Source organism: Bacillota bacterium, assembly GCA_013314855.1.
GTDB lineage: Bacteria > Bacillota > Clostridia > Acetivibrionales > DUMC01 > Ch48.
Genome location: JABUEW010000034.1, coordinates 13,368 through 35,535 on the forward strand (window position 1 = coordinate 13,368; position 22,168 = coordinate 35,535).

General features: G+C 36.8%; 21 protein-coding genes and 4 tRNA genes. 3 read left to right on the forward strand and 22 right to left on the reverse strand.

All coding sequences use genetic code 11. From position 1 onward, the window contains the following. Positions 1-18: 18 nt before the first annotated feature. The 8 genes from recJ to ruvC form a co-directional block, all read right to left on the reverse strand. Positions 19-2,559: a single-stranded-DNA-specific exonuclease RecJ gene (gene recJ / locus HPY74_07880; protein ID NSW90584.1), complete on the reverse strand. Its 2,541-nt coding sequence runs from the start codon at positions 2,557-2,559 to the stop codon at positions 19-21. Between the two features lie 293 nt (positions 2,560-2,852). Then, entirely contained in the window at positions 2,853-3,611 is a 759-nt protein-coding gene (locus tag HPY74_07885) for a sugar phosphate isomerase/epimerase (protein NSW90585.1), read from the reverse strand. 69 nt (positions 3,612-3,680) lie between these two features. Then, positions 3,681-3,756 (reverse strand) — tRNA-Lys (locus HPY74_07890). Positions 3,757-3,763: 7 nt separating this feature from the next. Next, a tRNA-Gln gene (locus HPY74_07895) sits at positions 3,764-3,838 on the reverse strand. 6 nt (positions 3,839-3,844) lie between these two features. Further along, positions 3,845-3,921 (reverse strand) — tRNA-His (locus HPY74_07900). A gap of 132 nt (positions 3,922-4,053) precedes the next feature. Next, a complete protein-coding gene (gene ruvB / locus HPY74_07905; GenBank protein ID NSW90586.1) occupies positions 4,054-5,061 on the reverse strand; it encodes a Holliday junction branch migration DNA helicase RuvB in 1,008 nt (335 codons plus the stop codon). 86 nt (positions 5,062-5,147) lie between these two features. Beyond that, positions 5,148-5,753, reverse strand: coding sequence for a Holliday junction branch migration protein RuvA (gene ruvA / locus HPY74_07910; GenBank protein NSW90587.1), 606 nt, complete (start codon positions 5,751-5,753; stop codon positions 5,148-5,150). A 16-nt stretch (positions 5,754-5,769) separates the two neighbouring features. Beyond that, positions 5,770-6,255: a crossover junction endodeoxyribonuclease RuvC gene (gene ruvC / locus HPY74_07915; protein NSW90588.1), complete on the reverse strand. Its 486-nt coding sequence runs from the start codon at positions 6,253-6,255 to the stop codon at positions 5,770-5,772. Between the two features lie 410 nt (positions 6,256-6,665). Between ruvC and HPY74_07920 the strand changes: the two genes are divergently transcribed. Both HPY74_07920 and argH read left to right on the forward strand, forming a co-directional pair. After that, positions 6,666-7,877, forward strand: coding sequence for an argininosuccinate synthase (locus HPY74_07920; protein NSW90589.1), 1,212 nt, complete (start codon positions 6,666-6,668; stop codon positions 7,875-7,877). Between the two features lie 47 nt (positions 7,878-7,924). Next, a complete protein-coding gene (argH, locus tag HPY74_07925) occupies positions 7,925-9,304 on the forward strand; it encodes an argininosuccinate lyase (GenBank protein ID NSW90590.1) in 1,380 nt (459 codons plus the stop codon). 88 nt (positions 9,305-9,392) lie between these two features. Here the strand turns inward: argH and HPY74_07930 are convergent, their stop codons facing one another. The 4 genes from HPY74_07930 to HPY74_07945 form a co-directional block, all read right to left on the reverse strand. Then, a complete protein-coding gene (locus tag HPY74_07930) occupies positions 9,393-9,704 on the reverse strand; it encodes a hypothetical protein (GenBank protein ID NSW90591.1) in 312 nt (103 codons plus the stop codon). Positions 9,705-9,865: 161 nt separating this feature from the next. Continuing rightward, positions 9,866-10,978 (reverse strand): polysaccharide deacetylase family protein, encoded by a 1,113-nt coding sequence (locus tag HPY74_07935; GenBank protein NSW90592.1) that lies wholly within the window; start codon positions 10,976-10,978, stop codon positions 9,866-9,868. Positions 10,979-11,068: 90 nt separating this feature from the next. Further along, complete coding sequence (glgD, locus tag HPY74_07940) at positions 11,069-12,190, reverse strand: glucose-1-phosphate adenylyltransferase subunit GlgD (protein ID NSW90593.1); 1,122 nt, start codon at positions 12,188-12,190, stop codon at positions 11,069-11,071. Next, a complete protein-coding gene (locus tag HPY74_07945; GenBank protein NSW90594.1) occupies positions 12,187-13,467 on the reverse strand; it encodes a glucose-1-phosphate adenylyltransferase in 1,281 nt (426 codons plus the stop codon). Before HPY74_07945 ends, glgD begins: the two co-directional genes overlap by 4 nt. Positions 13,468-13,797: 330 nt before the next feature. On the opposite strand from HPY74_07945, the gene HPY74_07950 reads away from it, so the two are divergent. Next, positions 13,798-14,337 carry a DUF4364 family protein gene (locus tag HPY74_07950; protein ID NSW90595.1) on the forward strand — a complete coding sequence of 180 codons (540 nt, stop codon included), beginning with the start codon at positions 13,798-13,800 and terminating at the stop codon, positions 14,335-14,337. Between the two features lie 12 nt (positions 14,338-14,349). Here HPY74_07950 and yhbY read toward each other — a convergent pair whose 3' ends face one another. The 10 genes from yhbY to HPY74_08000 form a co-directional block, all read right to left on the reverse strand. Then, on the reverse strand, positions 14,350-14,640 hold the full coding sequence (gene yhbY, locus HPY74_07955; protein ID NSW90596.1) for a ribosome assembly RNA-binding protein YhbY: 291 nt from the start codon (positions 14,638-14,640) through the stop codon (positions 14,350-14,352). Between the two features lie 42 nt (positions 14,641-14,682). Beyond that, a complete protein-coding gene (locus HPY74_07960) occupies positions 14,683-14,871 on the reverse strand; it encodes a hypothetical protein (GenBank protein NSW90597.1) in 189 nt (62 codons plus the stop codon). 176 nt (positions 14,872-15,047) lie between these two features. Continuing rightward, on the reverse strand, positions 15,048-16,322 hold the full coding sequence (gene obgE, locus HPY74_07965) for a GTPase ObgE (protein NSW90598.1): 1,275 nt from the start codon (positions 16,320-16,322) through the stop codon (positions 15,048-15,050). A gap of 177 nt (positions 16,323-16,499) precedes the next feature. Beyond that, entirely contained in the window at positions 16,500-16,778 is a 279-nt protein-coding gene (gene rpmA, locus HPY74_07970; GenBank protein NSW90599.1) for a 50S ribosomal protein L27, read from the reverse strand. A gap of 2 nt (positions 16,779-16,780) precedes the next feature. Continuing rightward, positions 16,781-17,110 carry a ribosomal-processing cysteine protease Prp gene (locus HPY74_07975; protein ID NSW90600.1) on the reverse strand — a complete coding sequence of 110 codons (330 nt, stop codon included), beginning with the start codon at positions 17,108-17,110 and terminating at the stop codon, positions 16,781-16,783. A 47-nt stretch (positions 17,111-17,157) separates the two neighbouring features. Continuing rightward, positions 17,158-17,550 (reverse strand): 50S ribosomal protein L21, encoded by a 393-nt coding sequence (gene rplU, locus HPY74_07980; GenBank protein NSW90601.1) that lies wholly within the window; start codon positions 17,548-17,550, stop codon positions 17,158-17,160. A gap of 114 nt (positions 17,551-17,664) precedes the next feature. Next, positions 17,665-19,026, reverse strand: a complete 1,362-nt coding sequence (locus HPY74_07985) for an Rne/Rng family ribonuclease (GenBank protein NSW90602.1) — start codon at positions 19,024-19,026, stop codon at positions 17,665-17,667. Positions 19,027-19,066: 40 nt separating this feature from the next. Next, positions 19,067-19,795 carry a DUF2344 domain-containing protein gene (locus tag HPY74_07990; protein NSW90603.1) on the reverse strand — a complete coding sequence of 243 codons (729 nt, stop codon included), beginning with the start codon at positions 19,793-19,795 and terminating at the stop codon, positions 19,067-19,069. A gap of 16 nt (positions 19,796-19,811) precedes the next feature. Next, entirely contained in the window at positions 19,812-21,650 is a 1,839-nt protein-coding gene (locus HPY74_07995) for a TIGR03960 family B12-binding radical SAM protein (GenBank protein ID NSW90604.1), read from the reverse strand. Between the two features lie 232 nt (positions 21,651-21,882). Beyond that, positions 21,883-21,960, reverse strand: a tRNA-Pro gene (locus HPY74_08000). Positions 21,961-22,168 lie beyond the last annotated feature (208 nt).

A 22,168-nucleotide genomic window follows, 5' to 3' on the forward strand; every position in this document is an offset into this window, starting at 1 on the left:
TATTTTGTTTTTATAGCTTCAATTTAAATGCATTTTAAGTTTTTGTAAGTTTCTAAAAATAAATGAGTCCTCCAAGCTTACTTGTTTTACTCTCTCTATATCATATTTTACCAGCGCACCGTATAACCCTGACGGGAGCATCTCCAAAAGTCCCAGCTCACACAATATTTCCAGTCCTTTTTTAGCCTTAACATAATTCATAGGTACATTATATACCTCCGAGATTTCTGAAGCAAATATAAATAAATCATCAATTATCAGGTTGTTTCGACAATTTGCCCTGATATAGCGATATAGTACAGCCAAATCATCCCTTTCAGGTATAATTTCGTCAATCTCTAAATTACACTCACCTTCCCTTTTATAAAAAATAATTTCCTTACTCGCATGTACTGTCTTATTGAGCACCCCCGATAAGCAACTGGGATTCAACCACCTTCCGGCAACTATAGCTACGTCAAACTTCATATAATCAATATTCTCGGGAATGGGATTAATTACCATAGTTAATTCTGCCTTGTTGTCATCAAAATTAGTATAGCAAATATCATGAGATTTTTTAATATCTCTTGGGAATTTTTCTAATATTTTTTCCAATTCTGCCGTCATAACTATAGAATTTACAAATACTACTGTTTTTTTCTTTTGCTCCAATAACTCACCCAGGATTTTAATTAAGTCTTTTTCTTCTACTATTTCTATTACATCCTTTAACACCTTTTTTGTGCTTTTCATAATATCTTCTATAATATCTTCTATTGTATTTACACCACTATGCTTTGATTCAAGATACTGCAGATATTTACATTCGACTCCAATGCACTTGTCGAGACTATAGTAATAATCTCTAATATTCTGTTTTTTTCTTATATCTCTTAAGTTTAATTGTACCTTAGCCGTTGAGTTCCAACAATTTAACTCAGGTTTAGCTGCAACATCCAGCGTATCATTCACCCGGAGAAATTCAGCTACATGGCCCATATTGAATCCAATAGCATCTAACTGTAACCCATGGCTATTTAGTTTTAATTTTAAATGTTTTGAATCTGCACCCACATTCCTGACTTCGTTTATTTTAAGGTCCCTATAGCCAAAAACAGGCGCAGGATTCCCTGGACCGAAAGGAGATAAGAGTTCCAGCTGTTCTACACTTTCCACGTTTATATCTTCATTATTTATATATGCATCAATCTTTATTTTTGGTATCAGCAACTCCTCAGTCAGAACCCTGTCTGCGTATTTATTAATTGCCTGCCTAAAATCATTAATTCGCCTAGCATCAAGTTTTAATCCTGCCGCCAGTTCATGACCTCCATATTTTTCCAAGAAGCTCTCACAGCTGTTTAATGCAGCAAAAAGGTTGAAGCCTTCCACGCTTCTTCCTGACCCTGTTCCCTTATTTTCATCTATGGATATTAATATACAAGGCCGGTAGTACTTTTCTGTTATCCTGGACGCAACTATCCCTATTACTCCGTGATGCCACCCTTCCCTTGCAACAACAATAACTTTTTCTTTATTAAGGTTAATTTTTGTCTCAACTATTTCTACAGCCTGTTGATATATAGTCTGCTCTATCTCCTGCCTTAAACTGTTTGCTTCTTCCAACTTTTGGGCAATGCTTGAAGCTTCATTTTGATCTTGAGTTATAAACATTTTAACAGCCTTTATAGCATCCCCTGTCCTGCCTGCAGCATTTATCCTTGGTCCTATTATAAATCCTATTTCATAGGGACCTATTAATTTTCCTTCAAGCCCGGATTTATTCAACAATGCACGCAAGCCAATATTTAATGTGCGAGGAATCATCTCCATTCCGTATTTTACTATTATTCTGTTTTCATCTTTTAGAGATACGATATCAGCTACAGTACCAATTGCAACCATATCGAGGTATTTTAAATGCAAATCACCTAATCCCATTTTCATACATATGGCATTAATAAGTTTAAATACAACACCTACCCCTGCAAGTTCTTTAAAGGGGTATTTACAGTCAGGCCTGCAGGGATTCACTACAGCATAAGCGTCCGGCAATGTTTCTGCGCACTCATGATGGTCCGTTATTATCATATCTAACTTGTTTTCCCTTGTATAGGCTGCTTCATCAACGGCAGTAATGCCGCAATCAATAGTTACTATCAGATTAGAACCTTGCTTTATTAATGCTTCCAGGGCATCCCTGGAAACCCCATACCCTTCTTCAAGCCTGTCAGGTATATAAAAGGTCACGTCACCTCCAAGTTCAGACAAAAAACTATATAAAATTGAAGTACCTGTAACCCCATCAACATCATAATCACCGTATAGGGTTATTTTTTCTTTATTGTCTATGGCTCTAATTATCCTGTCAACAGCCTTTTCCATATCCACCAGTAAAAAAGGATTATGTAAATCCTTAATGTCCGGGTTAAGAAACCTTTTAATATTATCCGTATCTTTTATATTCCGGCTGATTAACACTTTGGCCACAAGCCTGGAAACCCCGGTTTCATTTATCAACCTTTCAATGTCTCTTTCATCAATTTCATTATACACCCAATTTTTCTCATTTAACATAAAACTACATCACCTGCAAATATTTTGCGATAATAATTGAACGATTTAATTATAAGTGATTTATTTAATTTATTCAAATAAATAAAACCATAAGAAAAGGATTTTTTATGTGTGCATTTTTTACTTCAATTCATAATATGAGAGTACAGCAGTATGTGCAAATTGAAATAAGCATAAAGTGAGCTTACTACGGCAACAGTCAAGATGATGAAGAAATCCAGCTTGGAACACCACGCTGGATTAACAGAAATATTGACAAAAAGATATTGGCATCAACGTAAGCTATAAACTCTTTATTTCCCAACAATCCTCTTTAGTGCTTCAGCATCTTTTAAAAACTGTTCCGGTGCATCATCTTTGACAAACTCAATCATACAATACCGGGTGCCTTCTACACTTTTAATTATTTCCATATACTTCGACCATTTTTCAATTCCATCTTCCAGGGGCATCCTGCTCCTTGATATCCAATAGAATATATGTATATTACTCAGCCAGGGAATTATTTTTCTCAGTCCGTCCAAGCACTCTTCCAGGCCGGTATCCACAGGTGGTTGCCAATAAGAGCGAATGTTATTGTGGGCAACCTCTTTTAAAAGTTTGTAAGCCGATTCACCGGTATCAGTGAGAGTGTTGCCATGGTATTCATAGGCTACGGTGATGCCTTCTTTTAAGGCCATATCCGCAATTCTCCGCGATTCATCTACAACCGTGTTCCACCAGGATTGGTCGGAATTACCTGACCCTCGGTTTCCAGCCCATACCCTAATGGTTGGAGACTTTAACTCCAGTGCCGTTTCCAAGACTCTCTCAAAAGGAAGATTTTGTTCCTTTTCACACCCTACTCTGTAATAAGAACCATAAGAGGCAACTTCTAATCCGGCATCCTCCGTCATTTTTGCAACTTCCCTTGCCCGGTTAATGTTCCCATGGGGCACATGGATGTCTCCGCCCCATTCAATCCCATGCAATCCTGCATCAGAGACAAGTTTTATAATATTCTGCGGGGAAAGCCCCCTGAATGTTATTGATACTAATCCTGTTTTTAAAATTATTTATCCCTCCAATCTTAAAAAGGCAATTGTTTACTGTCATTAAGTAAACAACTGCCTGTCTCACTCTGGTGACCCATCGGCGATTCGAACGCCGGACACCTTGATTAAAAGTCAAGTGCTCTGCCTACTGAGCTAATGGGTCAAATAACTGGCTGGGATGGCAGGATTCGAACCTACGGGTGCCAGAGTCAAAGTCTGGTGCCTTACCACTTGGCTACATCCCAACGGTTTGGGGTGAATAGTGGGAGTCGAACCCACGACCTCCAGGGCCACAACCTGGCGCTCTGACCAACTAAGCTATATCCACCGTAAATACTCACCGTCTATATGCCAATCTGCTCAACATTCCTAATTTTAAAAGAAGCCATTGACTATTTTAAGATAAAATTAAGCTTTTGTCAAGACTAAAAAATTTTTTCCGGAACTTCTCACTTCATAGCTATTTTTCTTCTTTTTCTTCATACTTGATTCCAAGGTGTTCATATGCAAGTCTTGTTGCCACCCGCCCTCTTGATGTTTTACCGATAAATCCCAGTTGGAGCAGGTAGGGTTCATATACATCTTCTATTGTGCCCGCCTCTTCATTAATGGATGCCGCAAGGGTATCCAAGCCTACAGGACCCCCTCCAAACTTCTCTATTATACAATGTAGCAATTCCCTATCTATGCCATCAAGTCCCATGCTGTCCACTTCAAGGGCATCCAGTGCCATTTTGGTAATTTCTCTGTTAATAAAACCGTCTCCCTTTACCTGTGCAAAATCCCTAACCCGTTTTAATAACCTGTTGGCTATCCTGGGAGTGCCTCTGGATCTGGCAGCTATCTCTAAAGCCCCTTCTTCGTCAATCCCAATATTTAAAATGGAAGATGACCTGGTTACAATTGATCTAAGTTCCTCAACCGTGTACATTTCCAACCTGTTTATAACCCCAAACCTGTCTCTTAAAGGTGATGTCAAAAGGCCAATACGTGTAGTTGCACCTATCAAAGTAAATTTTGGAAGGTCAAGCCTTATAGACCTTGCACTGGGACCTTTGCCTATTACTATATCCAGGGCATACTCCTCCATTGCGGGATACATTATTTCTTCCACACTCCTGCTTAACCTGTGGATTTCATCAATAAAAAGCACATCATAATTCCCGAGGTTGGTAAGTATGGCAGCCAGGTCACCGGGTTTTTCAATGGCAGGTCCTGATGTAACCCTGATATTAACACCCAGTTCTGAGGCAATTATCCACGCAAGAGTAGTTTTTCCAAGGCCCGGAGGTCCATATAAAAGTACATGATCAAGGGCCTCTTTCCTTTGCTTTGCTGCTTCAATAAACACCGATAGATTTTCCTTGACCTTGGTTTGGCCGATATATTCACTTAGCCTTCTTGGTCTTAAAGTTGCCTCATCAGCGTCCTCCAGGACTGCTTCACGGGCAACAAGCCTTTCTTCCATCGATTCATCATCCCCTGTTTTTTATTATTCATAATTATCTGATTAATCTGTAAAAAGTGTTGCTTCCTAAATCTATACAAATATTCCTACATAAGTTCTTTCAGCGAGTTTTTAATTATAGTTTCAATATCCAATTCTTCAGAGTAAACTGCTGAAACAGCTTTAGTCGCTTCTAACGGGGTATATCCCAACACCATCAAAGCGGTTATAGCTTCCTGGGCTTTTACGGTTTCTCTGCCTGACATCGGAGCCTCTTTTCTATAAACAAATTCAGCAAATTCTCCTTGTTCTTTCTTTATTTTATCTTTAAGCTCCAATATTATCCTTTGGGCTGTCTTGCTGCCTATTCCCGGGGCCTTAGTGAGTGTTTTCACATCATCTGTAATAACTGCGAGACTAAATTTTGAAGGAGGTATAGCAGACATCAGTGATACCGCCACTTTTGGCCCCACTCCTGTAACTGAAATAAGATGCTCAAACATTTTAAGTTCATCAGGGGTAAGAAACCCATACAGGTTTATATTGTCTTCCCGCACATGTAAATATGTGTATACTTTAACTTCATTACCTACAGCACCTGATGCTTGTATGGTAGCGAGAGAGGTAAAAATCTTGTATCCTATCCCATTAGCCTCAATGATTATATGGTCCGTATGTTTATATTCAACGCGTCCTTTTATGTATGCCAACATTCTATTTACGCCTCCGTCATTTTAATGTGCCCAGCTTATATGAATGTCCATGGCAGATTGCTACCGCCAGGGCATCTGCAACATCATCAGGTTTTGGTATTTCAGGCAGGTTCAATATTACTTTCACCATTTGCTGGATCTGCCCCTTTTCAGCCCTGCCATATCCTACAACAGCCTGTTTTACCTGCAGGGGAGTATATTCAAAAACCTCTACACCATTCTTTGCAGCAGCCAGTATTGCCGCTCCCCTGCCTTGCGCTGCAGTTAAAGCAGTTTTGGTATTTTTGTTGAAAAAAAGTTCCTCTACCGAAACCGCTTCCGGTTTAAACATTTTAATCAAGTCTTCCAACCTCAGGTTAAGCTTAAGTAACCTTTTTGCAAGGGGTTCTGATGCCTTCGTTGTAATTGCCCCGTACTCTATTACCGTAAAATGGTTACCTTCATATTTTACTATACCATAACCCGTTATTGCAAATCCAGGGTCGATTCCCATAATTAACACTGAAAAAAGACCTCTCTTTCTAGTGCGCATTTTCTTTTCATGACCCATTATATTCCAGAAACGATGCTCCAGGCCTCTAGAGCCTGTAAATTCACTTCGGGGCAAATCAAACTCGCAAAATAATTTGAATAGAATTTAATTTGAATAGAATTTAATAATATTTCAATGTAATTATTTTGCTTATACAGTTGATTTGCTTATCCCTCGTCGGATTAACAGGCTCTACGAGACCTTTCGCAATGTTTCTGTCATTATATGGGTCATATATGGAAAATGCGCCCCTTTCTAGTTGTATTTTCTTACGCATTAATATTGCATATTTATTCATTTTATTGTATAATAATAAAATATTATATCTTAGCAAATGATTCTTAATTAATATTGTAACATAAATAAGGAGGTAATAATATATGAACAAAAAAGAAAAAGTTGTCCTTGCTTATTCGGGCGGACTTGATACATCAATTATAATACCATGGCTTAAAGAAAATTTCGACTGTGAAGTTATTGCAATGGCTGCCGATGTTGGGCAGGGGGAAGAACTGGAGCCCCTTAAGGAGAAGGCTGTTAAGACCGGTGCAAGTAAAATATATATAGAGGATATAAAAGAGGAGTTTGTAACCGATTATGTGTTCCCTACTCTTAAGGCAGGAGCCGTATACGAAGGAAAATATCTTTTGGGTACATCTTTTGCAAGGCCCATTATTGCAAAAAGGCTGGTGGAAATAGCTGCAAAAGAGGGTGCAACTGCCGTTGCCCATGGTGCAACAGGGAAAGGAAACGACCAGGTAAGGTTTGAACTTACAGTAAAAGCCCTTGCTCCCCACCTTAAAATTATTGCTCCCTGGAGGATTTGGGACATAAAATCAAGGGAAGATGCCATTGACTATGCCCAGGCAAGAGGCATACCTATTCCTGTAACAAAAAAAGATAACTACAGTATGGACAGAAACTTGTGGCATTTAAGCCACGAGGGTTCCGACCTGGAAGACCCCTGGAATGAACCTATATACGAAAAAATTTTAAAACTGGTGGTCCCCCCTGAAAAGGCTCCGGACAAACCCACCTATGTTGAGATATATTTTGAGAAGGGAATACCGAAAAAAGTTAATGGAGTTGAATATCCCCCGGTGGAATTAATAGAAGTTTTAAATAAAATTGGTGGAGAAAATGGCATAGGTATAGTAGATATGGTGGAAAACAGGCTTGTCGGCATGAAATCCAGGGGAGTGTATGAAACACCGGGCGGCACAATACTGTATGCAGCCCATAGGGAGTTGGAGCTTCTTTGCCTTGACAGGGAAACCCTGCATTATAAAGACATGGTAGCTCAGAAATTTGCAGAACTTGTGTACTACGGGCAATGGTTTACACCTCTCAGGGAAGCCCTGTCCGCTTTTGTAGACAAAACCCAGGAGACAGTCACAGGCACTGTAAAAATGAAGCTTTATAAAGGCAATTGTGTGCCGGCAGGCTCTAAATCGGAGTATTCATTATATAGTCAGGAGTTGTCTACTTTCGGCAGAGACGAAGTATACAACCAGAAAGATGCCGAAGGATTTATAAATCTTTTTGGACTGCCGTTGAAAGTGAGAGCATTAATGATGGAAAAACACAAATAATAGCAAGCAATAACAAGTAATAACAATAAAGCGAGTGTGATTGTTAAATGAAACTTTGGGGCGGAAGGTTCATAAAAGCAACTGATGAGGCTGTAAATGATTTTAATTCATCAATTAAATTTGATTGTAGAATGTATAGGCAGGATATTCTTGGAAGCATAGCCCATGCAAAGATGCTGGGGAAATGCGGCATTATACCTCAACAAGAAGCAAGCCTTATCCAGGATACCCTGCTCGATATTTTGAAAGATATTGATAACGGCATAATTGAGTTGGATGAAAATGCAGAAGACATTCATACCAATATTGAAAGCATATTAGTATCACGGATTGGAAATATGGGTAAAAAGCTTCATACAGGAAGGAGCAGGAATGACCAGGTTGCCCTTGACATAAGGATGTATCTTAAAGATGAAATAAAAGAGATTAAAAAATTATTGATGTCTCTTGAATCTACCCTTGTAAGAATAGCTGAAAATCATCTTGATACCATACTTCCCGGTTATACCCATCTTCAAAGGGCTCAACCTGTTACTCTTGCTCATCATGTAATGTCTTATTTCCAGATGTTTAAAAGAGATATTGAAAGGCTTACGGACTGCTATAAAAGAGTGGATGTAATGCCCCTGGGTTCAGGTGCATTGGCAGGGACTACATATCCTCTTGACAGAGAAATGGTTGCAAGGGAATTAGGGTTTTCATCTATCACCGAAAACAGTCTTGACGCTGTTAGTGATAGGGACTTCATTATTGAATTGCTTTCATGTCTTTCAATCATTATGATGCATTTAAGCAGGTTCTGTGAAGAATTGGTATTGTGGTCATCCCATGAGTTCAGGTTTATCGAAATGGATGATTCTTTTAGTACCGGCAGCAGCATAATGCCCCAGAAAAAAAACCCTGATGTAGCTGAACTAGTGAGAGGAAAAACCGGCAGGGTTTATGGGTCGCTTATGGCTATGCTTACCGTAATGAAAGCTCTTCCCCTGGCATATAATAAGGATATGCAGGAAGATAAGGAGGCAGTTTTTGATGCAATTGATACAGTTAAAATGTGTCTTCCCGTATTTACAAATATGATATCTGCAATGAAAATATGTAAAGAAATCATGTACAATGCTGCCAGAGGCGGATTTACCAATGCAACAGACGTGGCCGATTATTTGGTGAAAAAAGGCGTTGCCTTTAGAGATGCACATGAAATAACAGGTAAAATAGTTCTCTATTGCATTGATACAGGGAAAGCCATAGAACAACTTACAATAGATGAATTTAAATCTTTCTCACTATTAATACAAGAGGATATTTATAATGAAATAACCCTTGAAAAATGCATATCCGGTAGAAATCTTCCCGGCGGGCCTTCAAGGGAAAGTGTTATAACTTCGATTATAAAAGCAAAGAAGTTTTTGGAAGCGGAGTTTTAAACTCCGCTTCCCGTACAAATGAATAAACCCGGTTGTTAGCCGGGTCAATTCACGTTATTCATTATTAATCTGACGTTGTTGTTTGATACTACTTTTGTTTTACCTTTTTATCCAACGCCCTACCCAAGCTATACCACGAATCCCTTATTTTAAATCTCATTTCCTCATCAAGTGTACGTTCAATTACATCATTTAGTTTTTTCCTCATTTCAAAATATTCTACTATATCAAATTCTGGCTTACTTAATACTTCCTCCATTTCGGCAATCCAGTTTTCTACATGCTCTTTACCAATATACTCTTTTTCTACCTTTTTCTTTAAATGGGTAATCACAAGCTTGACAGCTTTTCTCTTTACATCAGCATCCGTTTGGACTTTTTTTGTTTTGCCTTTTACCATTTATAAACACTCCTTACCCAATAATAATAATAATAATAATGATATTATCTATTAACTATTATATACTAAAAAGGTTAAACTTGCAAACTTTATACTCCCTTAGAAGCGGGCGCATTTTCTTCATAAAAATAAAATGCGCCCCTCCCTTAGAAGCCTTGCTTTTAATTATCATATACAACAAGTTCCTTATCATTAAGCTTGCCAATGTCAATATTTTCTGCCTTACTTCCGGGAACGGTTATAGTATCAGGATTTCCATCGCTTATAAATTCATCTTCTCTTGAGAGGTTTTCCAACCACCAGTTAAGGTCAAATTTTACAGGATTAATTCCAGGTGCTCTTATCCTGTGAATAGAATAAGGATTGAAATTTTTGTTTACAGGAGATAATGCCGGGTCCCATCCCACTTCCATAATTGCTAAATTCTCATATTTTTCTCCTTCATACTCACCGCTTATTACATATTCCATAAGATCATTTGGAGGAGCCCCATATGGAAGGGAAAAAGCAAACATTTTATAACCTGGTACCAGTTCATACATTCTTTTCTGGTTACCTCCTACTTCCTGTCGGATTTTTTCAATGCTTTTAATAGTTGTGAGATCTACATGTCTCAAAGTATGGTTCCCTATTTCAAAGCCTTTGTCAATTAAATATTTAAGCCTTTCAGATAAAGTTCCCTTCCCGCTGAAAACCGACAATCCCAGGTTCACAAAAAAAGTTCCTTTTAGGCCAAAATCCGGATACTTGCTGTAAAACTCCTCCATTATCCCGACGGCAGAGTTTCTATTAGCTTTAAGCACTCCATCCTCTTCTACCAGGTTAAATTGCCCTGACGTTCCATCATCAAAGGTGAATACCATAGGAATATACCCCGCAGGTATTGATATATTGTTTTCAAGGTAATCTTTAAGGCTGATTAAGCGGTAACCTTTATCATACAATTTATAAAGCAGCTCTTCAAAAGCCTGGAAAGTCATGGTATACTCTCCATTACCATATTTTGTCGCAGTAAAAGTTTCCACAAAATTGTGAAACATCACAACCATTATTTTACCTGCTTCATTTGGCTTAATTTTTTCCGGATCTATTTGTAATTCAGGCTGCCCTTTTCCTTTATCTTCAGTAATGTCTTCTTTTTGGCCTTTACCTTCTATTTGCTCTGTAAGCTTCTCATCAGCATTGCTATTATTCCCTATCTCCTGTCCGTTATATTCTTTGGGGGTATTATTTTCCATATCTTTTTTCTCTTTTTTCCAATACCCGTATCCCATAATAACTATGGTAACTGACAATAATAAAAATATTACTAAAAGTATTTTTACAATCTTTTGCATTTCTACACCTCATTTTTTAGTTTTACGTTAAACCACTGTATCTTTACCTATAATAACAGGCCAGTCCGGTTCACCTTTGAATTGTTTACTGGAAGTTATAACAACATTCTTGTCCAAAATAACGTTTTGAATGTATGCATTTTCTCCGATTGAAGAGCTCTGCATAATTATACTATTTTTTATTACAGCACCTTTTCTCACGGTAACTCCCCTGAAAAGCACACTGTTTTCTACTCTGCCTTCAATAATGCAACCATCTGCTACAATGGAATTTCTAACTTCAGCCTCATCATTATATTTCGCAGGTGTTTCATCTTTTACCTTGGTATAAATTTTTCCGTTGTTTATAAACAATTCTTCCCTCACAACCGGATCAAGTAATTCCATATTGCATCTGTAATACATCCTCACTGTACTTAAATTTCTCCAATATCCATTAAATTTATAACCATAAACTTTTAAGTCTTTAAGCTTTTTTATTAATATATCCTTTACAAAGTCATAACTGCCATGAGCAGCACACTCTTCTAAAAGAAAAATCAACAAATCCTTGTTTAATAAATATATTCCCATAGAACCATTTATTGTAGGGGGATTTAAAGGTTTCTCCCAAAAATCAATAACTCTGCCGTCTTTATCAATAGATACTATACCTAAAACGGATAATTCCGTCTGAATATAATCATGCATTTCCCTGTATGCAATGGTTATATCCGCATTTTTTTCAATGTGGTATTCAAACATGGGGTCAAAAACCATTTTATACACACAATTTCCTTGCGCAACAAGCACATATTCTTCATTGCTCCGTTTCAAAAACGTAATATTCTTATATATTGCATCAGCACTTCCAAGGTATATTCCCGAATCATCACCGGATAAAGATGGAGGGAATATAAAAAGGCCGTCATACCTCCTGTCAAGATCCCATTCCTTTCCTGAACCCAGATGGTCCATTAATGAACGGAAACTGTATTGAGTAATAACACCTACCTTCTTTATGCCCGAATTTACCATATTAGATAAAGCAAAATCAATGGCACGGTATTTCCCTCCTACAGGCACGGCAGAACCTGAGCGTATAGCAGAAAGGTCTTTAAGTTCACGGTACTTTCCACCTGTTAAAATTAACCCTATAGTATTTTTCATTCGTATACACCATCCTTAAATACATTTCTTCCTGAAGGAACGTCCAAGCAATAAAAATCTTTATAACTTGCTCCCATATCAACCATTACATTTTTTCCTATTGTTACATTATCGGGGATATCAGCATCATCACCTATAACAGTAATACCGGAATTATAAATTGCCGGCTTGTACTCATTGACTACAGCTTCACCTATACCTATTATTACATTGTTACCTACCCGTACGTTTTCGCCTACAATAGTATGGCTTATATATGCACCTTTTCCTATTCTGCTATTTGCCATTATAATTGAATCCTCAATTAATGCCCCATCTTCTATTATTACACCGGGGAATATCACTGATCTTCTTACACTCCCATAAATCATACACCCCTCTGCAATAACTGAAGTTTTCACGTTTCCCTCATGTCCCACATAATGGGGAGGCATGGCAGGATTAGGAGAATAAATCTTCCAGGCCTGATCATAAAGGTTGAATTCAGGAACTCTCTTGACAAGCTCCATATTAGATTCCCAATAGGCCTGGATAGTACCTACATCTTTCCAATACCCTTCAAAACTGTATGCCCACAGATTCCTTCCGTCCTTCAACATGGCTGGTATAATGTCTTTCCCAAAATCATGTTCTGATTCTGCATCTTTATCGTCTTTCGCCAGATAATCTTTAAGGACCTCCCATGTAAATATGTATACTCCCATAGAAGCAAGAGTACTCTTTGGGTTTTTAGGCTTTTCTTCAAATTTGTAAATTTTTCCATATCCATCTACATTCATTATTCCATACCTGCTTGCTTCTTCATACGGAACATTTATCACAGAAATAGTTGCCTCTGCATTATTCTTTTTATGGAAATCCAGCATTTTGGAATAATTCATTTTATATACATGGTCTCCCGATAGTATTAAAATGTAGCGGGGTGACAGTTTATCAACAAAATCAATATTCTGGTATACTGCATTTGCTGTCCCTTTATACCACTCACCAGTCTCACCTTTCACGTATGGCGATAGTATTGTTACTCCTCCATTTAACCTATCCAAGTCCCAGGGTTTTCCTATACCTATATGGGAATTCAGCTTGAGGGGTTGATACTGGGTAAGCACTCCTACAGTATCTATTCCTGAATTAACACAATTACTAAGGGTAAAATCAATAATCCTATATTTCCCGCCATACATAACAGCAGGTTTTGCAATTTTTTTGGTCAGGACTCCAAGCCGGCTACCCTGTCCTCCAGCCAATATCATTGCAATTATTTCTTTTCGGACCATGCCTCTCTCCTCCAGTGCCTTACTTTTTCCTGTTTGTGTTACGTTTATTAGTTAATTATGCACACAATTTAAATTTATATTTTTCCGCTATTAAAATTATACCAACTTTTTAATAATACAACCACACTGTTTTAATACTTAACAATATTTACACTAAAGACTTGGAGCATTTAGTTGCTGGAAGCATTTTCTTCAGAAAATAAAATGCGCCCCTATTTTTCGGAATAATATGGTAACAATATAGGAATTATGCTACAATAAATTTAATGTTAAGTATGTAGTATAAATGCCAATAATTAATAATGCAAAAATTACATTCGGAGGATTATTATGAGTCGGTTCGGCAATAATAAAGAATTGGCGGCAAACAAATTAATATTGCTATATATTATAGATAAATTAAATATGCCTGTGAGTAATCTTCAAATTACAAAGCTTATAATGGAAAATGGTTTAATGAACTATTTTTTTCTTCAGCAATTTTTAAATGAATTGTGTGATGATAATTTGCTCTCCAGCGAAGTTGTAGATAATAAAACTTTTTACACAATTACTGGTACAGGTAAAAATACGCTTAAATACTTAGATTATCTCATTCCGATAAATGTAAAGAATAGAATTGACAATACAATAAAAACCGTTAGAAAAAAGATCAGGAATGAAACATCAATAACAGCAGAATTCATTCCTGAAAGTGAAAATAAATATATGGTTAATTGTTCGGTACGTGAGGATGATTTCACCTTAATAGAGCTTAAAGTAGCTGTTGGCAATAGAAATGATGCCCGCAGTATCTGTGATAACTGGAAAAACTATTCTCAACATATTTATTCGGAAATAATTGAGAGCCTTACAAAAAAAAGAGATTAATTCTTCTTTGCATCACGGCAAAACTATACTTTTATTATCCTTTGATTCTCTGTACAACACAAATTTGTTCCCAATTATTTGTACTATCTCTGAGTTTGTTTTTTCAGCTATTTGTGCACAAATAACTTCCACATCCTCTTCAGAATTTTTTAAGACTGTCGCTTTAACAAGCTCCCGTGCTTCCAGAGCATCATTAAATTGTTTTATTACGTTTTCATTAATACCGCATTTTCCTACCTGGAATAATGATTGTATGGAATTGGCAAGTCCTTTCAAATAGCTGCGCTGCTTCCCTGTAAGCATGGTAGACTTCCTGCTCCTCCTCTTATTCTTGTTTTCAATTCGTCAGACCTCTATTTCTTTACGGGCTTTTCTCCTATGAGTTTCGTAATTGGGGTGACCCTTTTTCCATCCGCTTCTGCTTTTTTCAATTACAGTCGATTTAATTTCTTCATTTGCAACAAAGTCATTTTTCATCGGGCAAAAATATGCAATACTCCCACTTTTACAATTGCCACACTTAAAGCATTCCATAAAACTAAACCTTTGTCCCTCCATTCAATGATTCAATAATTATCTTTGTAATTGTTATATCTGTAATAAATTCCTATGAAAGTACTGTAATTACATTTTATAATATATACCATATTTTTGTCTAGTGGGTATTTCTAATATTCTGTTATTACGTACATTCACTATTCTTTCATTTACTATTCTATGTAATCAAACTCCAAATCATACATTTTCACTGTATCTCCTTCTTTAATACCCAGGTCTTTAAGAGCTTCTATAATACCCGCTCTCTTTATTGCTCTTTGAAAATACTGTAATGAATCAAAATTATTTAAATTAACCGAACCCAATATTTTTTTTATTCCTTCTCCTTCAACAATATAAATACCATTTTCAACTTTAATTGTAAAAGAAGGTTCTTCTTCCTTTATTTCATAAACTACTTCTCCTTTATTTTCAACCAACTTTATCTCAGGCAATTTTTGCAGCAGTTCAGCTGTATAAAGCATTAATTCCCTAACTCCTTTTCCTGTAGCTGCTGAAATGGGAAATACTTTATAGCCTTTATTCTCAATAGCTTTTATAAATGACTGGAGATTTTTTTCCCCCTCCGGCAGGTCAATTTTATTTGCAGCAACTATTTGAGGTTTTTCTGACAATTTAACACTATAACCAGCCAACTCCTTGTTGATAATTTCAAAATCTTCTACAGGATTTCGCCCTTCTACGGCAGCAACATCAACTAAATGTATCAGTAGTTTTGTACGTTCTATGTGTTTCAAAAATTCATGCCCAAGGCCTGCGCCCATATGGGCCCCTTCAATAAGCCCAGGTATATCGGCAAGGACAAAACTATTCTCTATTCCCAAATCAACCACACCTAAATTAGGTGTAACAGTAGTAAAAGGATAATCTGCAATTTTAGGCCTTGCTGCAGAAACACTGGATAAAAGAGTTGACTTTCCTACATTTGGATATCCTATAAGGCCTACATCGGCAAGCAACTTTAATTCTATTATAATCCATCTTTCTTCACCAGGTTCTCCTTTTTTTGCAAATTTCGGAGCCTGTCTGGTAGGTGTTGCAAAATGCTGGTTGCCTTTGCCTCCCTTTCCTCCTTTAGCAGCTATAAAAGATTCTCCTGGTTTTATAAGGTCAGCCAGTATCTTACCTGTAGTTTCATCCTTTATTATAGTTCCTGGAGGTACCCTTATAATTAAATCTTCACCGCTTCGCCCTGTACAATTTGAACCCGAACCATTTTTTCCCGACTCAGCCTTATAATGCTTTTTATACTTAAAATCTATTAGAGTACGGATGCTTTCATCAACCATGAATATTACATCCCCGCCTTTACCTCCGTCACCACCATCCGGTCCACCGGCAGGCACATACTTTTCTCTTCTGAAAGATACAGCACCATCTCCTCCATCCCCTGCTTTAATATATATTTTAGCCCTGTCAATAAACATATAATACCAACTCCATCTCGCTTTTCACATCATACTTTAAGTTATGTTATTTTCTAAAAAAAATCCCGGTACATACCGGGATTTTTGAACCTGAAAGCCGACTTTACAATATTAATTTGACTTACATATTAATTATCTTAATATAATATAATTAATATAATTAATATAATTAACTCATTATACAGCAACTACGCTTACCTTTTTTCTGTCTTTGCCATATCTTTCAAATTTTACTACACCGTCAGCTAGTGCAAAAAGTGTATCATCTTTTCCTTTTCCTACATAATCACCCGGATGGATTTTTGTACCTCTTTGCCTTACAATAATACTTCCTGCCCGTACAAACTGTCCGTCTCCGGTTTTAACTCCCAACCTCTTCGACTCACTGTCACGTCCATTCCTGGAACTGCCTACTCCTTTTTTATGAGCAAATAATTGAAGATTTACTCTAATCATAACTACACCTCCTGTTCTTTAATAACCACGTATTCTCTATATGAGTTTTCAATTTGTTTTAGGCCAATAACTACGGTTTCAAGGATAATTCTAATTATCGGCTTTAAATCCTCTTTAACATCCTCAGGAATACTGCATCTTATATATCCTTCTTTTTCTGCATAACTCTCTATACCGGCCAATTCTGCCAGAGCCCCCACTGCAGTGTACCCTAAAGCCGACACCCCTGCACAAACAATATCTTCTCCCTGTTGTCCAAACCCTGAATGTCCTTTAATTTCAAATTCCCATATAAAGCCTTCTTTATCTCTCAAAACCTGTATTTTTATCATTGTTGCTAATCCATATACTTTTTTCTTATTGCTGTTAATTCCACCTGCTATTCTTCAATTTGTACCGATTGCTCTTCAGTTTGTACTGATGAGCCTTCCTGTACTGATAATTCTTGAGCTGATGCCCCCTCAGTAACTATTCTCTCAATTTGGACTCTAGTATAAGGCTGCCTGTGTCCTTGTTTTCTTCTATAGTTTTTCTTTGGCTTATATTTAAATACAATGATTTTTTTATGCTTTCCATGCCCTAGAACTCTGGCTTCTACCATAACATTATCCAACAAAGGCTTTCCAAAAGTAACTACACCTTCTTTAGAAAGTGCCAGCACCTTTTCAAAAGTAACTATAGAACCTTCTTCAGCCGATATCCTATCAACAAACAACACATCACCTTCCTGCACCTTATACTGTTTTCCGCCCGTTTCTATAACTGCATACATATGCAAACACCTCCTCCTGCCAGTCTCGCCATTCAAAAGGCAGCAGCGCAAAAATCTTATTAATTTTACGCATACTTTAAATAAAGGCCTTTAATGAGCGGCTACCGTGATATTCTAACACATTATACGATTAATGTCAATCTGTCGGTTTTCAATTTGTCGGTTTTCAATTTTTTCGCAGGCTAAAGACAAACCAGTCTTTTTACCTGTTCCGCTACAGTAAGGACATTCATCAATAAAAATTGAAGAAAGATCGCAACTGACTTTTTTTCTTGTCATTTCAATAAGTCCTAATTCGGTCATACCAATTACTGTTGTTTTTGTTCTATCTTTTTTCAATGCATTTTTTAATTCATCTATAACCATTTTTTTATGCATTTGGTTATTCATATCTATAAAATCAATTATAATAATACCGCCAATATCTCTAAGCCTTAACTGCTTTGCAATCTCATTGGCAGCCTCCAGGTTCGTTTTGAGGACAGTATTCTCAAGGTTATCTGCACCAACGTATTTGCCCGTGTTAACATCTATAACCGTAAGAGCTTCAGTACGGTCAATAATAATATATCCGCCACACTTCAACCAGACTTTTCTTGAAAGCGCTTTTTGCAGCCTATAATCAATATAATAATAGTCAAACAGGCTCTTGCTTTTATCAAAACACTCCACTCTATCCTTTAGTGAAGGAGAAATCATACCAACATATTCAATTGCATTTACATACTGTTCACTGTCATTAATTATAAATTTGTCTATATTGGGAGTAAAAAAATCCCTTATAGCCCTGTAAAGCAAGTTATGATCCCTATGTATACATCTTGGTACACACCCCTTCGCTTCTTTTTGTTGTATTGTTTCCCATAACCTTATTAAAAAATTCATATCATTTTGAAAGTCTTCCTCACTCTTTCCTTCTGCTACAGTTCTTATAATTAACCCCATATTTTCAGGCTTTATTTTTTCAGCAATTTTCTTTAGCCTGCTTCTTTCCCATTCATTTTCAATTCTTCTTGATACTCCTACATAATCTGCATTAGGTAATAAAACCAAATATCGTCCCGGTAAAGTTATATGTGTTGTTATTCTCGGGCCTTTGTTTCCTGATGGTCCCTTAATAACCTGAACAGTTATTTCCTGTCCTGAAGTCAAAAGTTCACTGATATTAGGGCCTCTATAATCCGTATATATTTCGTCTTCTTCATCGGTTTCACCATTTCCACCATTATATCTGCTATTATAATAATGGTTGCAAACCGCATCGCTTACATACAAAAAAGCATTTTTTGAGTAGCCTATATCCACAAAGGCTGCCTGCATGCCAGGCAATACACTAGATACCTTTCCCCTGTAAATGTTCCCCACCATTCTTCTCTGATCAGACCTTTCTATATATATTTCTACAAGCTCCCTATTTTCTAATACAGCAACTTTCGTTTCTTCAGGTAAAACTTCTACGAGGATTTCATTTGCCAATTATTTCACCTCCAATACTTCTAATCTTCAAAACTTCCAATTAATATTCCAAAGCTTGGGAATCTAAAGGATCAATTATTTCCTCGCCCTTTTTTATAAATAATCCTGTACGGTGTATATGTATAATCCGGAAATCTGTTACTGTATACATATTTAATGCAGTTACCAGCATTTCAGGTTTTAAATTGACTGTACCTCCTGCACTTAATAATGCAGAAATGATAAACTCCTCAGCATATTCTTCAATATGTTTATCAATATATTTATCAATGCATTCATCTATCTTAAGCTTATGGATCATAGGTTTTATATCTATTTCCCTTGCCGTTTTTTTACTATCCTTTTGTACTATTATGTTTTCCATTTTTTTAAATGCATTAACTTTTTGCCTAACTTCATTTATTCCCAAATTAAGGGAAGAGTATACAAATATTTTATACGAAGCCGCAACTATCTTTGCCATAATATTATCTTTATTGTGCTTAATCTTTGCTTCAATAACTTTCAGTCCTGGCGGCAATTCCTTATTTAAGCGCCGAGTAAAATCATTGGGCTCTATATATTCTACAAACTGGAAGTCTGCATAATCTGCTTCGCTTGTAACTCCAATTGCCAACGGAAGCCCGAATACTATTTGAGGTTGAGGGTTAAACCCTCTGGAATAACCGATGGGGATATGGGAACGCCTTATTGCCCTTTTAAAAGTCCTCATAATATCCAGATGCGAAATGTATTTTATTTCTTCCCCCCGTATAAATTTTACCCGCATGCTGTATGAGTTACTATTAAGGCTCAAAGCAGACACCTCCTCCAAAGGAAGCCGCTCCGCAACCACTGCATTTTAACCTGCAATTCGGTGTAGTTTCGGCTCTATAGGCTTTTTCATTTTCAGAAATAAGAAACTTTTTTGTAACTCCTATATCAATGTGTTCCCAGGGAAATATTTCATCATAATCCCGTTTCCTATTCGCATAAAAGCTAGGGTCAATGCCACATTCTTCAAATGCATCCATCCATTTATCATATTTGAAGCATTCTCCCCAGCCGTCAAATTTGCACCCTTTTTGCCATGCTCTTATTAAAACTTGCCCCGTTCTCCTATCACCCCTTGAGAATACGGCTTCAAGTAAACTTAATTCAGGATCGTGCCAGTTATATTTTATATACCTGGATTTGATCATGTTTTTTAGGTATTTTTGCTTTTCCCTTAAGGTCTCAATGGTATCCTGTACTTCCCACTGGAAAGGTGTAAAGGGCTTAGGTACAAAAGAAGAAGTACTTATTGTTACATTAAGGCCTTTTCCCCTCTTTTCTTTAGGCACATTCATATAAGCATTAACAACTTTTTCTCCCAGCTCTGCAATACCTTCAATATCATTATAGGTTTCAGTGGGCAACCCAATCATAAAATACAGTTTTACATTGTTCCAACCTCCATTAAAAGCCAGTTTCACCGAATTCAACAAATCCTCTTCGGTAACTCCCTTATTAATTACATCTCTTAATCTTTGGGTCCCGGCCTCCGGAGCAAATGTAAGTCCGCTTTTCCTTACTTCCTGGGCCTTCTTCATTAAATCAAGTGAAAAAGAGTCTATCCGCAATGACGGAAGAGATAAACTTACCTTCCTTTCTCCCATCTCTCTTACCAAACCTTCAGTTAATTTACCGAGCTGGGTATAATCACTGGTACTGAGGGAAGTCAGGGATATTTCTTCATAACCTGTACTATCTTCCAGCTTCTTAGCAATGTCAAGAAGTTTATCACAGGTTCTTTCCCTTACAGGCCTGTATATGAACCCTGCCTGGCAAAATCTGCAACCTCTTATACAGCCTCTGAAAAGTTCAAGCATTATTCTGTCATGTACAATATTTATATATGGTACAATGATCTTTTCAGGGAAGTAAACTCCATCATAATCTTTTATAATTCTCTTTTTTATCTTTCTTGGAAATTTACTATTTACAGGCTCTATCTTTTTGATAGTGCCTTCGGTATTATATTCCGCTTCATAAAACCTAGGTACATATACCCCTTCAATCAACGCTATTGTTTCTAAAAATTCCTCCTTGGAAGCACCGGCCTTTTTCCATGTCTTATACAAGTCCAGAATTTCATTTATTACTTCCTCTCCCTCACCAAGTACAAAAAAGTCTATAATATCTGCTAGAGGTTCGGGATTATATGCACATGGACCGCCGGCACATACAAACGGATACTTTTCCAACCTTTCTTCCGCCTTTAGGGGTACCTTTGCCAAATCAAGCATATTAATAATATTGGTATAGCTCATTTCGTATTGCAAAGTAAAACCAATAAAATCAAATAAATAAATAGGGTCTTTAGTTTCAAGGGAAAAAAGGGGAATATCATTTTCTCTCATTTTAGATTCCATGTCCACCCATGGAGTAAATACCCTTTCACAAAAGGTATCCTCCCTTTCATTAAGAAGGTGGTATAATATTTTCATTCCCAGGTGGGACATGCCTACTTCATATATATCGGGAAAACAAAAAGCAAACCGTATGTCTACATTTTCAGGATTCTTATATACCATATTCCATTCATTCCCTGTATATCTTGCAGGCTTTTCTACATTCTTCAGTATATTATCACTTATTAACATTAATGTTGGCCTCCGTAATTTTTCGCATGTTTTCATCTGCTGCCTTCATCCGTAATTTTTCATAAGTTTATTTTTATTTTATATGTCCCATGCCTTTTACTTAATTATTGTATTACTTACTTATATACTTATATACTTATAATATCCAATAGCCGATAATTTAGCAACATTAAAAAATAAAAGAAAAACCCGATTACACGAGTTTTTCTTTTATACGAATGTACATACCTGTTGGTCGGGATGACAGGATTTGAACCTGCGACCTCTTGGTCCCGAACCAAGCGCGCTAGCCAAACTGCGCCACATCCCGATAATATGCCCACTTATTTATCAACTCTTGTATATTTTAGCACAAATACTAATGTGAATTCAAGAGTAAGAACGAATTATTCAGGACCTATTCATAAAAACTCAAACTTTTTACCCTAAATCATTCATAGTACCCAGATTATTCCATATGACGTTTATCAGTTTTAAAAAATAAAACTTTCATTGTCACAAATGAAGACATGCCTGTA

Coding starts and splice junctions, on each gene's coding strand:
- recJ (NSW90584.1), bottom strand. CDS start 2,559: ATGTTAAATGAGAAAAATTGGGTGTATAATGAAATTGATGAAAGAGAC.
- ruvB (NSW90586.1), bottom strand. CDS start 5,061: ATGGAAGAAAGGCTTGTTGCCCGTGAAGCAGTCCTGGAGGACGCTGAT.
- ruvA (NSW90587.1), bottom strand. CDS start 5,753: ATGTTGGCATACATAAAAGGACGCGTTGAATATAAACATACGGACCAT.
- HPY74_07920 (NSW90589.1), top strand. CDS start 6,666: ATGAACAAAAAAGAAAAAGTTGTCCTTGCTTATTCGGGCGGACTTGAT.
- argH (NSW90590.1), top strand. CDS start 7,925: ATGAAACTTTGGGGCGGAAGGTTCATAAAAGCAACTGATGAGGCTGTA.
- HPY74_07930 (NSW90591.1), bottom strand. CDS start 9,704: ATGGTAAAAGGCAAAACAAAAAAAGTCCAAACGGATGCTGATGTAAAG.
- HPY74_07935 (NSW90592.1), bottom strand. CDS start 10,978: ATGGGATACGGGTATTGGAAAAAAGAGAAAAAAGATATGGAAAATAAT.
- glgD (NSW90593.1), bottom strand. CDS start 12,190: ATGAAAAATACTATAGGGTTAATTTTAACAGGTGGAAAGTACCGTGAA.
- HPY74_07945 (NSW90594.1), bottom strand. CDS start 13,467: ATGGTCCGAAAAGAAATAATTGCAATGATATTGGCTGGAGGACAGGGT.
- HPY74_07950 (NSW90595.1), top strand. CDS start 13,798: ATGAGTCGGTTCGGCAATAATAAAGAATTGGCGGCAAACAAATTAATA.
- yhbY (NSW90596.1), bottom strand. CDS start 14,640: ATGCTTACAGGGAAGCAGCGCAGCTATTTGAAAGGACTTGCCAATTCC.
- HPY74_07960 (NSW90597.1), bottom strand. CDS start 14,871: ATGGAATGCTTTAAGTGTGGCAATTGTAAAAGTGGGAGTATTGCATAT.
- obgE (NSW90598.1), bottom strand. CDS start 16,322: ATGTTTATTGACAGGGCTAAAATATATATTAAAGCAGGGGATGGAGGA.
- rpmA (NSW90599.1), bottom strand. CDS start 16,778: ATGATTAGAGTAAATCTTCAATTATTTGCTCATAAAAAAGGAGTAGGC.
- HPY74_07975 (NSW90600.1), bottom strand. CDS start 17,110: ATGATAAAAATACAGGTTTTGAGAGATAAAGAAGGCTTTATATGGGAA.
- rplU (NSW90601.1), bottom strand. CDS start 17,550: ATGTATGCAGTTATAGAAACGGGCGGAAAACAGTATAAGGTGCAGGAA.
- HPY74_07990 (NSW90603.1), bottom strand. CDS start 19,795: ATGCGGGTAAAATTTATACGGGGGGAAGAAATAAAATACATTTCGCAT.
- HPY74_07995 (NSW90604.1), bottom strand. CDS start 21,650: ATGTTAATAAGTGATAATATACTGAAGAATGTAGAAAAGCCTGCAAGA.